The organism is Enterococcus sp. PLH-Efm8, from assembly GCF_053011625.1.
Window position 1 is genome coordinate 2,385,546 of the sequence record NZ_CP172568.1, and the last position, 14,512, is coordinate 2,400,057.

The window sequence follows — 14,512 nt, forward strand, 5'->3', positions numbered from 1 at the left end:
GACATTTCAAGTCTCTTTATTAATCGATTTTATCTACTTGATCGAAATCAAGTTCTGTACTGGTTTCACGTCCAAACATATCGATGTTGACTTTCAATTTTTCTTTTTCTCCGTCAACTTCTGTTACTTGTCCTTCTAATCCAGCAAATGCGCCTTCGATGATTTTCACGACTTCGCCAACTTCTACTTCTAGATCATTTTGTCGCAGGCTCATACCGATAGAACGCAAGATATGATTGACTTCTTCTGGAAGTAATGGTGCTGGTTTGCTTCCGGCTCCGTGTGAACCAACGAATCCTGTCACACCAGGTGTGTTGCGGACAACATACCATGAAGCGTCTGTCATGATCATTTCAACAAGTACGTATCCTGGGAATGTTTTATGAACGATTTCTTTTTCTTTCCCATTTTTGACTTCAGTTTCTTTTTCTTCAGGAACAACGACACGGAAAATAAAGTCGGCCATTTTCATACTTTGCGCACGAGATTCGATATTTGCTTTTACTTTGTTTTCATATCCTGAATATGTATGCAAGACATACCAGTTTTTTTCAAAAGATTCCATTGAAGGCTCCTCATTTCATTGTAAAATAAAAAAACCTCAGTACACCCGAAGTTTTTCTTTCGCTTCATTATAGCACTAAAAGTACGTTGTGGCTAGCGAGTTATTTTAAAATCCAGCCAAATAAGCTTTGGATGGCTGTATCCATTACGTAAAACATCAATCCGAAAATAATAGAAGTTTCGATGACTACTAACGTATCTTTACGGAGTTGTTTTCTGCTTGGCCAAGTTACTTGTTTGATTTCATCTTTTACGCTTTTTAGAAATTTCATGAGACAACCTCCCTTGCTACTGTTTATTTCGTTTCTTTATGTAATGTATATTGATTACAATATTTACAAAACTTATTGATTTCCAAACGTTCGCCGCTTTTTCCTTCACTGACTGATTTTGTGTAGTTGCGAGACCCACAAACGGAACAAGCGAGTGCTGCTTTTTTCTTTGCCATTTACTTCTGCCCCCTTGCTGAGAATCAGACTTATACTTCATAACAGTATCACGTAACTTTTTACTTGTCAATTTGTGAAATAAACTATCTATTGTTTTGGATAAAATTATGATATGATTAATTTGAAATTAAGCTAAAATGAGACAATTGGAGGTATAGCGATGCTATTAAAAACACTTGTATATAAGAAAAAAGATCTGACAACCGTTACAGAGACTAGTACATTAGAAGAAGCATTAAAAATTTTAGAAACTTCCGGATACCGTTGTGTGCCGATCTTAGATTCTTCAGGTAATATTTTCCGTGGAAACATTTACAAAATGCATATCTATCGTCATAAAGCAAATGGCGGTGATATGACGCTTCCTGTCACTCATCTTTTGAAAAACGCTACAAAGTTCATTTACCTGGATACTTCTTTCTTCAAAGTATTCTTTACGATCAAAGAGCTTCCTTATATTGCTGTCCTTGACAGTGAAAATCATTTTTATGGTATTTTGACACATAGTACGTTGCTTAATATGCTCTCTCAATCTTGGAGCGTAGAACAAGGAAGCTATGTACTGACAATTGCTTCCACAGGAAAGCAAGGAGATTTGGCTGCTATTGCAAAAATCATTTCAAAACACAGCAGCATTGCCAGCTGTATTACTCTTGATATCGAAAAAGACGAATACATTCGACGTACATTGATCACGCTACCGGCTAACACTGAAGCGAAAGTATGTGAAACGATCGTCAACCACTTAGAGAAAAAGAATTATAAAGTGGTAGAAATTGAAAATTTGCAAAACCAAGAAGCATAATCAAAAAGCGAAAAAAGAAAACAGCTAATCTGCTTTCTTTTTTCGCTTTTTATAATTAGACACGCTTTTCAAAATCAAGCGCGCGATCTAAATAATACATCAATGGTGCTGAAACAGCCATGACGATAAACTCACTTAATGCAAGCGTGCCATAGGTTGTCCAAAATGCTTGGCCACCTGTTGGAACTAACATATAAGCAATCAGTCCCATGCTGATGGTAAAGAAGATCGTGTTCAATACTAAACGCATCTTTACATTTTTCACTTTGTTTTGCAATAAAGCTGTCAGGCCTAAAGAAAGCAATGTTTGGCCGCCACCAAAAACCACATCCATGATACCAAAACCAAAGAAGGCATTATAGACGATGACCCCGCCTAAAACTCCCCAAAGCAATTTACGGTTAAAGACAACTAAATGATTCAAACTTTCTGAAATACGAAACTGGATCGGCCCTGAGGATACAGGCGCAACTAAAATAGTTAACGCTAGATAAAGAGCCATGATGATGCCATTTACAACGATTACGGATAACCGTTGTCTGCTTTTCGTTTTTTGCATTTTCTCTCCTCTTTTCTCCTAGTTTTTTTAACGCGGGATGGTTGATGAACCGCGGTTATGTGAAACAAACAATAATTATAACAGACTTTTCATTTATTTCAATCCGTCTTATCTGCTTTTAAAAAAGCAAAAGCTTAAACAATGTAAACGTTTGCTAAAAATCGTGGGATATGGTATAAAGTAAGTGTAAGGGGTCATAAGAATTCCCAGTAAAGCAGACGAAGTAGGATCTGCAAGAACAGAATTGTTGTGAAACTTAAATAAATAAAAAAGGATGTGGGAATTTGAGCAACCTCTTACTAGAGAACGGTCTAGCAAGCAGCTGAAGATCTAAGTGGACATGCCGAACCTTGGAACTTCTCCTTACGTAAGTAATGGATCATGCGCTTGCTAGGCTTTTTTGTGTTTTTCGGTCTTCGGACCTTTTTCATTTTCCTAGACTTCTGCTATAATAACCAAGAATTAATTTTGTAACAGATTTTTTTGAAAAAACAAGTTTCTTTCATTCAAAAAATAGAAAAAGCTTGCTAATTATTGGTTAACCAGCAAACAGGAGTATTAAAATATCTTGTTTTATTGAATAGCAGGAGGAAATCATGAAATTCCATTATCATATATTGATCAATCCATCGGCAGGCAGCGGAAATGGCTATAAAGTAGCAGAAAGAATTTTACCGGTATTAAAAAATAAGCATATTGACTATACACTTCATTATAGTGAATACAAAGGACACGATGCTGAGATTGCTGAAACTTTGGCAAAAGAAACATTGATTCCTTGGATAGAAGAAGAACAGAAAACAATCGATACTTTCCCCCTTTTGATCATCGTAGGAGGTGACGGCACCTTACATCAGGTACTTGATACTTTCTATCAGATGGAAGTAGAATTCCCAGTTGCTTATATTCCAGCAGGTTCTGGAGATGATTTTGCTCGAGGGGCAGGCCTTCCAAAAAATCCCAAAAAAGGACTTCAGCTGATTTTAGCAGCTCAATCACCAGAAAAAGTCCACATAATGGCTTATGAAGAAAAAATAAGTGAAAAAAAAGGAATAGCTGTTAATAATTTCGGTATAGGATTAGATGCAGCTATCGTCCATGCGACAAATCATTCTTCCACAAAAAAGCGATTGAACAAATACAACTTAGGATCATTTTCGTATTTATTCTCTATTCTCCGTGCTTTATTCACTCAAAAAGGATTTCCAATTCTGGTAGATGCAGGAGGAAAACAATTAAGTTTTTCAAACGCATTTTTATGTACAGCAACGAAGCATCCTTTTTTTGGCGGAGGAATCGCGATTGTTCCAACTGCTGATGCGTCTAAACCAGTCATTGATTTTGTCGTGGTCGAACGAATCAATTTCTTTAAAATCTTGTGGCTCATTCTTTTACTTATACAGAAAAAACAATTGAAATCGAAATATTTCCATCACTACACAACAAACAGATTACGTATCGTTTCAACAACACCGCAACATGGTCAAGAAGATGGAGAAGAAATGGAAAAACGACCTTTTGATATCACAATAACCACAACTAAACAGTTGTTTTGGTGTTAATAAAAGAGGTTTTGTCAGAAGCTACATCTGGAACACCGTTTATTCGGAAAAAAGGACTGTGACACGACTTTTGTCACAGTCCTTTTTTTACTATGCAGTTAATTCTTTGCCCAATTGGGTTGCCATCGATAGTTTCTTTCTTTACCCAAAATAAATTGGATCATTGAAAACACCGCAGCAAAAGCAACTAAGACACAACCATTGAACCAAAAAGATTCTGCAAATGTTTGATTGTAACTGAGTGTTTCACTGATCAAGTTATTATTTTGAACAAACCAATATGTTGGTGTGAATGCCGCTATTTTGCTAACCATTTCTGGCAAGTATTCTGCTGGTACAAACACCCCACCGATAAAGCAACTGCCTGTGATAAAAATATCTTTGATCCCACCGCTGGTTTCTGAGTTTTTTACCAATGAAGTGATACAAGCCGAAAAGCTAATGATCGGCAATAAAAACAAGAAAGTATTTAAAATATGATACCATACCGTTATATCCCACGAGGTGTGGATCACTAACAGAACCATTAGAAGTAAGAAGCCACTGAACAACAGCAGCGAGTAACTAATCAAACTAAAGGTTACTTTGCGATTCAAGTTTCGTTTGGTAATGGGCGCACTCTGGTTTCGTTTACTGATCTCTTTGCGATTAAATGCTAGATTGATGACGCTGAAACCGCTAAAAATGGATAGAAACAACCCATAAGACAAGAAATTAAAGGTTGTGCCCGTCAACAGCTTTTTCATCCGCTGACTATATCCCGCACTTAGCTCAACTTCTCCAGTAACCGAGAGTGCCATTTGTGTCTGTTCCATAGCTGCATCGATTGTTTTATCTTCTTCTTGAAACAGAATCAGTGTTTGCAAAAAGGTGTTCACTTGCTGTGTAACAACTGTTTTAGAAAAGGCATCTGGGCGACTCTGTATCTTGATCGTCGGCATCTTTCCTACTTCGACTTGTTCGGTAAAGTCTGCAGGCAGATGTAAGATAATGTTTACACGATTAAAATAAAGAGCATCATCGATTTCTTTTTGTGAGGTTCCATCCAATGTAACGACTGTTTCCTTGTCATTCAAATATTTACGAAGGCCATCGACTACAGGCGACTCTTCTTCACTAATCAAGGCGATTTTCGCATCTTGCAGAGAGGTATTTTCAACATCAATATTTTGCGCAAAAAAGAATGTGGCAACAACAGTGATAATTACACCTATCAGTAAATTCGATTTATTTGCTTTAAGCAATGTCCAAATCGTTTTATAAAGCGTCATAACGCACCCCTCTTTCCATCCAAGCATTTCCTAACGCAAAAAGGAAAATAAATCCGATCAACCATAGAAGATTGGTATAAAAACTAGCCAAATCAGTGTAGAAATAAAGTTTATACAAACTTTCGCTGATCAAGTTGACGAGATTTAATTGACCAACAATCGGAATATGAAGATCAATCCAATACTTCACTTGTTCCGACCCCATCATACCAGCAAAAAAGCTCATCGCAATCGTCACTGAAATCAAGATGCTATCCTTTTGCACCAGATTCATTTTTGGTATCAAATTACCAACCAATGTACCTAACAAAATCGCACACAACGACCCCAGAGCGGTAACAATCATCAACCATTGCCAACGTTCACCAAAGTCTACTTGATAGATAAAACGAAAGACAGCTAACATAATATAAATCTCTGTCAAAACAATCGTAAAGCTTGCTGCCAAATTAGCGATTGAAACTAACGATTGCTTTCTAGGAATCAAGGACAAGCGAATACCATTTGACGATTGATTTGCTTGCTGATCCTGTACATTGCGGACCCCCCACATCGTCCCGTAGAGAATCGCCATTCCAATCAGAGTGAAGAAATAAAAACTTTTGAAACTCATATTACGACCTGCATGAACTTCTTGAAAAGATACTTCTTGTTCAAAAACAGTCATGATGGGCGCGAGATCAACGTTCTCCACTTCTGCCACTTTACTCGAAATTATACCAATACGCTGTAAAAATTGATCCATGACGTTTTTCATCAACGTCTGACTCATTCCTGCTTGACCCACATGGAGCGAAACAGATGAACCATCAATGAGATAAAAACCAGCCAAATCATCTGCATTTAGCTTTTCATTCGCTTCTACTTCCGATAGTTCCTGTACTTCAAATAATGGTTTATCATTGACTTCGACTTGTTCTAAGACTGTGGTAAAATTTTCCGAAAGCGCTGTTTGATCCGCTTTGATTACAATTCCAGTATTAATCGTTTCGAGATTGCCACCTTGATCAATCTCGCCAAAGGCCGCCATAAACATCAATCCTAAAAGAATTGGAAAGGCCAATGTCCAAAACAACATGGATTTATTTCGCAGCAGTATTTTTGTGCGATATTTATAAAAATGCCAAAACATTATTTCCCCTCCTCTAGTCTCTCAAATCCTTGCCAGTAATCTCTAAAAAGACATCATTCAAGGACGCTTCTTTGGTTGCTATTTTTCCGTAACTGATCTTTTCTTCTTGTAAGATTGTAAGAATCGGCAACAATACTGTATTTAGTTCAGTAGTTGTTACTTGGAGCTGACCTTTTTTATAAGCGATTCCATCAGAAGCTATTGTTCGCTGACAACACGTTTTCTGGGAGTAATGGGATGTCGATCGTCAAACGATCCGCCGTCCGTACCATATCTTTTAGAGATTCTTTGGTTCCTTTAGCAATCACCTGTCCTTGATCCATGATCACGATCTGGTCGCAAAGAATTTCTACTTCTTCCATGTAATGTGTTGTATAGACAATGGTTGCTCCTTGTCGATTCAGCTCCTTGATACTTTCTAAAATTTTATTCCGACTTTGGGGGTCTACAGCTACTGTCGGCTCATCTAAAAAAATTAACCGCGGCTTGTGGGCAATCCCACATGCGATGTTCAACCGACGTTTCAAGCCACCACTAAGTTCTCCTGGACGAAACGAAACATATTTTTCTAATCCCACTAATTGAATCACCTCTTCAATCAAGGCTTTCCTTTTCTCTTTTTCGGAAACATATAAACCGCAAAAATAATCGATATTTTCTTGCACACTTAGTTCGTCAAAGACCGCAACGTCTTGAGGAACGACCCCAATCATTGCCTTGACAGCATAATTTTCAGGAGTCATTGTTGTCCCGAACAATTTAATGGTTCCTTTGTCATAATTTAACAAAGAAAGCATACAGTTGATGGCAGTCGATTTCCCACTGCCGTTTGGTCCTAACAGACCTAAGACTTCTCCTTCTTGTACTTGCAGATCAAAATGATTCAATGCTACAAAATCTCCATAGCGTTTGACTAATTTATCAATTTCGATAATCATCATGAAAAACTCCTTCCAAATTTCTTGTTGATCTGACTATAATAAAGTGCAAGAAAAGAAACTAGTGACGATTGGCTAAACCACACATGACATTTGTCACAATGAAGGAGTCTGCTATGCATAAATCTCGGCTACTCAACGAAACTAGCTTTCTACTGGTTATCTCATTGCTTTTGCTGGTAAGTCAAGGATTCGTTGCTATGCAAGTTATCTATTTATTGATCGCCGTTTTATTCACTGGTGTCAGTTATTTACTGCCTACAAAGCCAAATTGGATTTTCCAAGTTATTCTATTTCTTTTATGTGCCTTTTTACCTGATCTTGTCCTGTTTCTGCCAGCGACGATGCGAGTGATCGCCCCTGAAGAAAGCCACCTTGATTACTTGTTTTTGTTAGGTTTTTTGTTGATTTCGACGGTTGGTAATCATCCCCCCATCAAGGTCGCCTTTGTCGTAATTTTGCTGTTTTTTTCCTTTTACTTACGAAAAAAAGATCAACGAACGACCGATCTTGAGAAAAAGTACATTGTCTCCAAAGATACTCATTGGGAAAAACAACAAGAGTTATCGGAACAAAATAAAGCATTGGCCCTGTCACAAGAAACACAATTAGCCTTGCAAATTGTGGAAGAACGGAACCGAATTGCCCGAGACATCCATGACAATGTCGGTCATCTGCTGTCAAGTGCGATTTTACAAATTGGTGCGCTTGAAATGATCAATCAAGAACCAAAACTAAAAGAACCATTAGAAAATTTAAGTGCCACCGTTCACACTGGGATGGATCGGATTCGTCAAAGTGTCCATGACCTCCATGAGACATCGATCTCTTTTCAACACTCCTTAGAGTTTCTGATCGCTGATTTTCCTTCTTCTGTTACGATTGAAGGAAACTTGTTTGAAGGATTGAATGAAACGCAGCAAAACTGCTTCTTAATGGTCATCAAAGAAGCCTTAACCAACAGTATCAAACATAGTCATGCCAAAACCGTTGTTTTACATTTTCGAACGTTGCCGGCCTTTTATCGCTTGCAAATCACGAATGATGGCACCAGCCCACAAAAAAATTCTGCTCCCGGTATTGGTTTGAAAACGATGCGTCAACGTGTTCAAGAACAAAAGGGACAAGTCCATATTTTCCAAGAAAACCAGCAATTTCAGTTAACGATCATTTTACCAAGGGAGGGACACCAATGATAACAGTAGTCATTATTGAGATGATCCATTTGTGACGAAATCGTTACAAACCATTTTAGAAAGCACGAAAGAGATCCGTGTGTTAGGCATTGGTCATTGTGCCAAGGATGCGCTAGTCTTATACGAAACCCATCGTCCCGATGTTTTGCTGACGGACATCCGCATGCCTAAACAAACGGGCATCGATGCTGCCAAAGAAATTTTGGCTAAATTTCCCAAAGCCATCCTTTTGCTTTTGACGACATTCAAAGATGAAGAATACATCCGCGAAGCATTTTCCATCGGTGTCAAAGGGTATTTAATCAAACAGAACTTGCAAGCGATTATTCCTTCTGTCAAATCCGCTTATAATGGACAGGCCGTATTTGGTAATGAAATCATCGAGACTTTCACTCAAATGATGAAGAATAAACCGACGATTGATAGTCATGCTTATGCTTCTTTTAGTGAACGTGAGCTTGCAATCATCAAAGAAGTAGCTGCCGGGAAAAACAATAAAGAAATTGCAGATGCCTTGTACTTGAGTGACGGCACTGTTCGCAATTACATCAGCCAATTACTAGAAAAGCTAGATTTACGGGATCGCACGCAATTGGCTATCTATTTTTATCAGCATTTGCAATAAGTCTTATCTAACACAAAAAAACCTGAATGATGCTCCTTCGCATCATTCAGGTTTTTTTCACATCTTCTATTCAATTGTCCCGCAAACCATTTCCTCACGATTGAAAGAATCAAGGATTCGCAGGGCTGCCAGGATTCGTTGGATTGTTCGGCGTGTTAGGCGGAAAAATAGGCGCCTTGTCTAACGTTTTTTCTAGTTTTGATTCTTCACGATCGTCTCGTTCTACATCAGGACTTTCATTCAATTTGAATTCTTTTTCCATCTCATCTAACTTTTTAAAGTCATTGCCAGATTCTTTTGCTAATTTCGCTAATTTATCTTCGGTTTCTTTAGCCATAAAGTAACGCCCCCCTTTTGATTTCAGCTTAGCATATCACACTGAAAAAACAAAAGAAAACGCTAACCAACGATCATTTTTAGCTATTTCTCATCTTTAAAATCAAGCATTTTTTGCCGGTATAAAATCGTAGGGAGAACTGTTTTCCATACCAATCATCGGATCTACTAACTGGTTATCGATCACTTCTGCTGTAAGAACGAAATCTTTAGAAACAGCAGGTTCTACCTCTTCTTTCTTTTCTTCTCCAACAAATGAAGAAAACAGATCTGGTTCCACTGTTTCCATTACTTGGTTTTTCGTTTCATTCGTCCCACTGTCATCTTCTACAGGTAGCTTTTCTTTTACAACCCGTGGCTCTTTTGTATAGTTCCCATCTTCAAATGGATCATTTCCGACCAAAGAATCTTCATAAGCTGCTAGTTTGGTCCGGAGAGTGATATTCATTTTATCATTATCCATGATCCTTGATTTCAACGTAGTCATCCGGCTTGCTGATTCATTCGCTACACAAGTGACATAGGCTTGCTCTTCCCCTAACAAAATCAACAGTTCCTTACTGCGAGTCACTGCCGTGTAGAGCAAATTACGCTGAAGCATCCGCTGATATTGATGGACCATGGGCAAAATAACCATCTTGAATTCACTGCCTTGTGATTTATGGATTGAGCAACAATAAGAAAGAGTGATTTTATTCCATTCGTTTCTTTTATAAGTGACCTCATTTGCATCAAACTGGATAACTAATTCATCCACTTTATCTTCAGAATCTTTTGCCAAGATGATACCCGTGATTTCTCCCATATCTCCATTGAATACATTCAATTCGGGAGTATTGACTAATTGGAGGACTTTGTCTCCTATCCGATAAACGGTGTCGTTCCAATGTACTTCCTTTTTTCCAGGTTTCCCTGGATTGAATATCTCCTGCATCATTTTATTTAACGCATCGATCCCTGCAGGTCCCCGATACATTGGTGCTAATACTTGGATATCTTGTGCACGGAATCCCTTATTTTTCGCTTTTTCCACAATTTTAGAGATCAAGGGTTCAATTTGATAAGCATCACTTCGGAAATAGGAACGATCTTTTTGATTCTTTGTGAAATCTTTTGGCAGACGTCCTTCTTTGATCTCATGGGCAAGAGGAATAATACTAGAACCATCACCTTGCCGATAAATCTGATTGAGTTCCATTTTGGGAATTTGTTCGATTTCCAAAAGATCATGGAGTACTTGACCAGGACCGACAGAGGGAAGCTGATCTTTGTCTCCTACTAAGATAACTTGCATATTCGTCGGAATCGCTTTGAATAATGTGTTAGCCAGCCATGTATCGACCATAGACATCTCATCAACAATCAAAAGTCCGCCTTCTAATTCTTTCGTACTGACTGAAGGTGTTTTTTCCCGTCCATTCAGCCCCAGAAGACGATGGATCGTACTGGCAGGCAGACCTGTCGTTTCGTTCATTCGTTTAGCTGCTCGGCCAGTTGGTGCTGCAAGTAGAATAGGAAAAATTTCTTGGGTATATTTTGAAGGATCCAATTCCAGTCCGTTCAACTCTGCAAAAAGATTGACGATTCCGTTGATCACAGTAGTTTTCCCCGTACCTGGTCCTCCTGTTAAAATAAATAGAGGGGAACGGATTGCTTCAGCGATAGCTTGTTCTTGCGAAGGTCCATACTGTATGCCGAATATTTTTTCGATACGCCGAATATTCTTCTGCACTTCTTTTTCAGGATAATGGATTTCTTTTTTACGACTGAGAAGGCGCTGGATCGAATTACCGATCCCCCATTCAGAAAAGTACAAACTGTTTTCGTAAAGATTAGTCTCTTCTTGTTGTATCTTTCCTTCTTCAACAAGTTGGATAATTACAGTAGCAACCTGATCAGGCTGGATTTCAATTGGGCGACTTGTTTCTAAAATACGGATCGTTTGCTGAAGCAATGTCTCCGCCGGTACGTATGTATCTCCTGTTTGAACTGCATGCTGAAAAATCTGATGCAAGATAGCTGCTCGAATTCTTCTCGGTGAATCTGCTGCAATACCGATTTGTTCGGCTAGATTATCTGCACGTTTGAACCCGATTCCTTCTATGTCTTCGACTAGCTGGTACGGATTTTCTTCGATGATATCCAAAGACTCGTTCTTATAGGCCTGGTAGATACTGAAAGCTAACTGACTACCGAACCCGTAACGATTCAGTCCCATGATCACTTGATCCATCCCGTGGTTTAGCCGAATCGTCTCAGCAAGCATTTCTCTTTTTGGCTTCGTCAAACCGGAGATTTGTTTTAATACCGAAGGATCAGCAATGATTTTTTCGATAGCATCTTCTCCCAGCAATTCTACAATTTTTTCTGCTGTTTTCTTCCCGATTCCTGGGAATTTTTCGCTGGAAAGATACGCTACGATCCCATTTGCAGTTGTTGGCTTTTCTTGCTCATATCTTTCGAGTTTAAGCTGCCTTCCGTATTTAGGATGATCCACTAATTCTCCATAAAAACGATAAGTCTCATTTTCTTGAATATCGCCGAAACTTCCGGTGACTACAATCTCTTTTTCACGGTAATCAGCTGTGGTTTCACTGATGTGTACCAAAAGCACTTTGTAAAAATTACTAGGATTTTGAAAAAAAATCGCGGCAACTGTACCAACGAAATAAGGCATTTCTTCTGGCTGCATCGGAAGCCGCCTCCTTCTTCTATAGTAAAGGTTCTGGTGCTGTTTCAGTTCCTAAAAAATCTGTTTGGTTCCATACTTTCAGTTCATATGGCAATAATCTGCAAGGCTCTTCAGTCTCTAAAATCGTCAAACTACTATTGAACAATCCACCCATTTCACGCAACTCACTTAGCTCTTTTCCTGTCATCCATTGAATGGCTGCAGTTAAAGAAGCTCCATGTCCTACGAATAAAAGTGGGCCATCTTTATGTTGGGCAACCGCATCTGCTACAACAGTTTCGATACGTGTGATTGCCGATTCAATCGTTTCTCCGTGAAAAGGAGAAGGATCATACAGATCTAAATGATTACGCAAATTCGGCAGATTATCCGGATATTTCTGGTACATTTCATCGATCGACTGACCTTCTAAAGTACCCAGCCCTAGTTCTCTTAGCTTATCTGTATAAAAAATCTCTACCGGACGAGCAAGCTCTTTGTTGATACCTTCTGCTGTATCACGTGCTCGCTTTGCTGTACTGGAATAAATTGCTTTAAAAGGAACATATTTTACCTTTTTCCCAAATGCTTTGATTTCTTCGTAACTTTGTGGCAAAAGCGGAGAATCGCCATTGCTCCCTTGAAAACGTCTTTCCTGATTCCATTGTGTCTTCCCATGTCGGGTAAAATATAGTTCCATACGCAGCAAACTCCTGTCTTTCTTTTATTTTACTCTATAATAAACTGTCTAATCCAGCTTGTCATTTTCATAGTGATGCGTCAATTCTAAATTAGGGAATCCTTGCTGGCGAAGTGCTTCATACACTATCATTGCAGCTGTATTCGATAAATTCAATGAGCGGACATGCTCATCATTCATAGGGATGCGTAAACACTTTTCTTCGTTTTCACGCATAAATGTTTCTGGCAAACCGGTTGTTTCTTTTCCAAATAAAAAGAAGTGCTCTTCTCCATCAGCAAAATTTTCGTCACTATATACTTTATGGGCAAATTTTGAGATCAAATGTAGTTTACGATTACCTAAAAATGTTAAAAAAGCTTCTAAATTACTGTGGTAAGTAATATTTACATCATTCCAATAATCCAACCCTGCCCGTTTTAGATGTTTGTCATCAGTTGAAAAACCTAGTGGCTCGATTAAATGAAGCGGAGTATTCGTGGCTGCACACGTACGGGCAATATTTCCAGTGTTTGCAGGGATTAATGGTTCAAATAAAACGATATGATTCATCAGGATCATTCCTCTCATATTTATGTTCGTTTCTATTTTCTGACAATTTGATTTTTGCATAAAAAAAAACGTATCAACTCGGTGTCAGTCACTGCGAGTCGTTACGTTAGTGAAGCTCTTCTCACTAACTTTTATCAGAACAGGAACCTGATAAAAACCAATGAAAAAACAACTTGTTGCTAATATAACACCCTCAACTTTTTTTTGCAACCTCTACTCATTAAAAACTGCTAGAAAAACGTTTTCTCTTAGTTCCTTTTAATAATTCTATGTCAATTGTAATCTTCTTCAAAGGATTCTTATATAAGTCTGCTTTGATTCGCTCTTCTACCTGCCATTCTAAAGGTGACATGGCCAAAAGATCTTTTTGATTTTCCTCTGGTATCTCAAATTCATAGGTTACACGCTGACGTTCAGTTAATTTCATTGCTTCAGCAAACTTGGCTACTACACGTTCATTGGAATAACTCTGTTTTTCAGGTTGATTCGGATAAAAAGCCTGACGTAGTTCCTTTAAATAATTTTCTTGTGGCACCACCTTCAACACTTCTCCATCTTCTGAGAGTACACGTTGGAATTCTTGGTAATGAGAAGGCGAAAAGATATTTAAAACCGCGTTGAATGTTTGATCAGCAAACGGCAAATTGGTCAAATCAGCTACACACCAAAATGCTTCGGCAGATTGTTCTGTAGCTGCGTAGACTCCTTCTTTTGAAATATCAAATCCAACAGCATTTTGAATCTTTTTCAATTTTGAAAGTTCATTCAAGAAGCTACCTTCTCCGCAGCCAACATCTAATAGCGAGACTTCTTCAGGTAAATGCTGCGCAATAGTCTCAATAACGGGCTGATACATGCCAGATTGGATCATTCTACGCCTTGGAACGAACATTCCTTGATCGTATTCTGTTTTAACCGCATGGGATAAAAAATAAAGTGTTCCTTTTTTGGAAAGGTCAAAACGGTGATTATTTTTGCATATCAAGCCATTATCAGACTTTTTTACTTCTTCTTGGCAAACCGGACAGCGGAACAGCTGATGATTTTCTGCCAAAAACTGGCGTCCTCGGTCAATTTTTTTTAACATAGTTCCCCCTCATTTCTGTTTTATCTTACCGTTAGATGCTCACTTTGGCAACTGCTAAAAATATG

Annotated in this window: 14 protein-coding genes, 2 pseudogenes and 1 riboswitch; of the genes and pseudogenes, 4 read left to right on the plus strand and 12 right to left on the minus strand. The window is 38.4% G+C overall.

The window, feature by feature from the left end; translation table 11 throughout:
* Positions 1-19: 19 nt before the first annotated feature.
* From nusG to rpmG, 3 genes are all read right to left on the minus strand, one after another.
* The gene (gene nusG / locus ACIFUW_RS11790) at positions 20-565 is read right to left on the minus strand and encodes a transcription termination/antitermination protein NusG (RefSeq protein ID WP_002294580.1); all 546 of its coding nucleotides are present in this window, start codon (positions 563-565) and stop codon (positions 20-22) included.
* Between the two features lie 100 nt (positions 566-665).
* Positions 666-836 carry a preprotein translocase subunit SecE gene (gene secE, locus ACIFUW_RS11795; protein WP_002294579.1) on the minus strand — a complete coding sequence of 57 codons (171 nt, stop codon included), beginning with the start codon at positions 834-836 and terminating at the stop codon, positions 666-668.
* A 23-nt stretch (positions 837-859) separates the two neighbouring features.
* On the minus strand, positions 860-1,012 hold the full coding sequence (gene rpmG, locus ACIFUW_RS11800; protein ID WP_002294578.1) for a 50S ribosomal protein L33: 153 nt from the start codon (positions 1,010-1,012) through the stop codon (positions 860-862).
* Between the two features lie 161 nt (positions 1,013-1,173).
* Here rpmG and cbpA point away from each other — a divergent pair, with 161 nt between their 5' ends.
* Positions 1,174-1,818 carry a cyclic di-AMP binding protein CbpA gene (gene cbpA / locus ACIFUW_RS11805; RefSeq protein WP_002294577.1) on the plus strand — a complete coding sequence of 215 codons (645 nt, stop codon included), beginning with the start codon at positions 1,174-1,176 and terminating at the stop codon, positions 1,816-1,818.
* A gap of 55 nt (positions 1,819-1,873) precedes the next feature.
* Here cbpA and ACIFUW_RS11810 read toward each other — a convergent pair whose 3' ends face one another.
* Complete coding sequence (locus tag ACIFUW_RS11810; protein ID WP_002294548.1) at positions 1,874-2,377, minus strand: QueT transporter family protein; 504 nt, start codon at positions 2,375-2,377, stop codon at positions 1,874-1,876.
* A gap of 12 nt (positions 2,378-2,389) precedes the next feature.
* Positions 2,390-2,436: riboswitch (PreQ1 riboswitch) on the minus strand.
* 537 nt (positions 2,437-2,973) lie between these two features.
* On the opposite strand from ACIFUW_RS11810, the gene ACIFUW_RS11815 reads away from it, so the two are divergent.
* Positions 2,974-3,939, plus strand: coding sequence for a diacylglycerol/lipid kinase family protein (locus ACIFUW_RS11815; protein WP_002303130.1), 966 nt, complete (start codon positions 2,974-2,976; stop codon positions 3,937-3,939).
* 98 nt (positions 3,940-4,037) lie between these two features.
* Here ACIFUW_RS11815 and ACIFUW_RS11820 read toward each other — a convergent pair whose 3' ends face one another.
* The 3 genes and pseudogenes from ACIFUW_RS11820 to ACIFUW_RS11830 form a co-directional block, all read right to left on the minus strand.
* A complete protein-coding gene (locus ACIFUW_RS11820) occupies positions 4,038-5,210 on the minus strand; it encodes an ABC transporter permease (protein WP_002303131.1) in 1,173 nt (390 codons plus the stop codon).
* Positions 5,197-6,342, minus strand: a complete 1,146-nt coding sequence (locus ACIFUW_RS11825; protein WP_002294551.1) for an ABC transporter permease — start codon at positions 6,340-6,342, stop codon at positions 5,197-5,199. Before ACIFUW_RS11825 ends, ACIFUW_RS11820 begins: the two co-directional genes overlap by 14 nt.
* A 13-nt stretch (positions 6,343-6,355) precedes the next feature.
* A pseudogene (locus ACIFUW_RS11830) lies at positions 6,356-7,280 on the minus strand (ABC transporter ATP-binding protein).
* An 86-nt stretch (positions 7,281-7,366) separates the two neighbouring features.
* Here ACIFUW_RS11830 and ACIFUW_RS11835 point away from each other — a divergent pair.
* Positions 7,367-8,476, plus strand: coding sequence for a sensor histidine kinase (locus tag ACIFUW_RS11835; protein WP_002317394.1), 1,110 nt, complete (start codon positions 7,367-7,369; stop codon positions 8,474-8,476).
* Positions 8,473-9,101: pseudogene (locus ACIFUW_RS11840) on the plus strand (response regulator transcription factor). The gene ACIFUW_RS11835 and the pseudogene ACIFUW_RS11840 overlap by 4 nt, the downstream one beginning before the upstream one ends.
* Before the next feature lie 109 nt (positions 9,102-9,210).
* Here ACIFUW_RS11840 and ACIFUW_RS11845 read toward each other — a convergent pair.
* The 5 genes from ACIFUW_RS11845 to ACIFUW_RS11865 all read right to left on the minus strand — a co-directional run bounded on the left by ACIFUW_RS11845 (position 9,211) and on the right by ACIFUW_RS11865 (position 14,447).
* The gene (locus tag ACIFUW_RS11845) at positions 9,211-9,438 is read right to left on the minus strand and encodes a hypothetical protein (protein WP_002289596.1); all 228 of its coding nucleotides are present in this window, start codon (positions 9,436-9,438) and stop codon (positions 9,211-9,213) included.
* A 102-nt stretch (positions 9,439-9,540) separates the two neighbouring features.
* A complete protein-coding gene (recD2, locus tag ACIFUW_RS11850; RefSeq protein ID WP_002289594.1) occupies positions 9,541-12,129 on the minus strand; it encodes an SF1B family DNA helicase RecD2 in 2,589 nt (862 codons plus the stop codon).
* Between the two features lie 19 nt (positions 12,130-12,148).
* Positions 12,149-12,808 carry a histidine phosphatase family protein gene (locus ACIFUW_RS11855; protein ID WP_002294557.1) on the minus strand — a complete coding sequence of 220 codons (660 nt, stop codon included), beginning with the start codon at positions 12,806-12,808 and terminating at the stop codon, positions 12,149-12,151.
* Between the two features lie 48 nt (positions 12,809-12,856).
* The gene (gene trmL / locus ACIFUW_RS11860; protein ID WP_002289592.1) at positions 12,857-13,360 is read right to left on the minus strand and encodes a tRNA (uridine(34)/cytosine(34)/5-carboxymethylaminomethyluridine(34)-2'-O)-methyltransferase TrmL; all 504 of its coding nucleotides are present in this window, start codon (positions 13,358-13,360) and stop codon (positions 12,857-12,859) included.
* Positions 13,361-13,580: 220 nt separating this feature from the next.
* A complete protein-coding gene (locus tag ACIFUW_RS11865) occupies positions 13,581-14,447 on the minus strand; it encodes a methyltransferase domain-containing protein (protein ID WP_002294559.1) in 867 nt (288 codons plus the stop codon).
* Between the last annotated feature and the right edge of the window lie 65 nt (positions 14,448-14,512).

Coding starts and splice junctions, on each gene's coding strand:
- nusG (WP_002294580.1), bottom strand. CDS start 565: ATGGAATCTTTTGAAAAAAACTGGTATGTCTTGCATACATATTCAGGA.
- secE (WP_002294579.1), bottom strand. CDS start 836: ATGAAATTTCTAAAAAGCGTAAAAGATGAAATCAAACAAGTAACTTGG.
- rpmG (WP_002294578.1), bottom strand. CDS start 1,012: ATGGCAAAGAAAAAAGCAGCACTCGCTTGTTCCGTTTGTGGGTCTCGC.
- cbpA (WP_002294577.1), top strand. CDS start 1,174: ATGCTATTAAAAACACTTGTATATAAGAAAAAAGATCTGACAACCGTT.
- ACIFUW_RS11810 (WP_002294548.1), bottom strand. CDS start 2,377: ATGCAAAAAACGAAAAGCAGACAACGGTTATCCGTAATCGTTGTAAAT.
- ACIFUW_RS11815 (WP_002303130.1), top strand. CDS start 2,974: ATGAAATTCCATTATCATATATTGATCAATCCATCGGCAGGCAGCGGA.
- ACIFUW_RS11820 (WP_002303131.1), bottom strand. CDS start 5,210: ATGACGCTTTATAAAACGATTTGGACATTGCTTAAAGCAAATAAATCG.
- ACIFUW_RS11825 (WP_002294551.1), bottom strand. CDS start 6,342: ATGTTTTGGCATTTTTATAAATATCGCACAAAAATACTGCTGCGAAAT.
- ACIFUW_RS11835 (WP_002317394.1), top strand. CDS start 7,367: ATGACATTTGTCACAATGAAGGAGTCTGCTATGCATAAATCTCGGCTA.
- ACIFUW_RS11845 (WP_002289596.1), bottom strand. CDS start 9,438: ATGGCTAAAGAAACCGAAGATAAATTAGCGAAATTAGCAAAAGAATCT.
- recD2 (WP_002289594.1), bottom strand. CDS start 12,129: ATGCAGCCAGAAGAAATGCCTTATTTCGTTGGTACAGTTGCCGCGATT.
- ACIFUW_RS11855 (WP_002294557.1), bottom strand. CDS start 12,808: ATGGAACTATATTTTACCCGACATGGGAAGACACAATGGAATCAGGAA.
- trmL (WP_002289592.1), bottom strand. CDS start 13,360: ATGAATCATATCGTTTTATTTGAACCATTAATCCCTGCAAACACTGGA.
- ACIFUW_RS11865 (WP_002294559.1), bottom strand. CDS start 14,447: ATGTTAAAAAAAATTGACCGAGGACGCCAGTTTTTGGCAGAAAATCAT.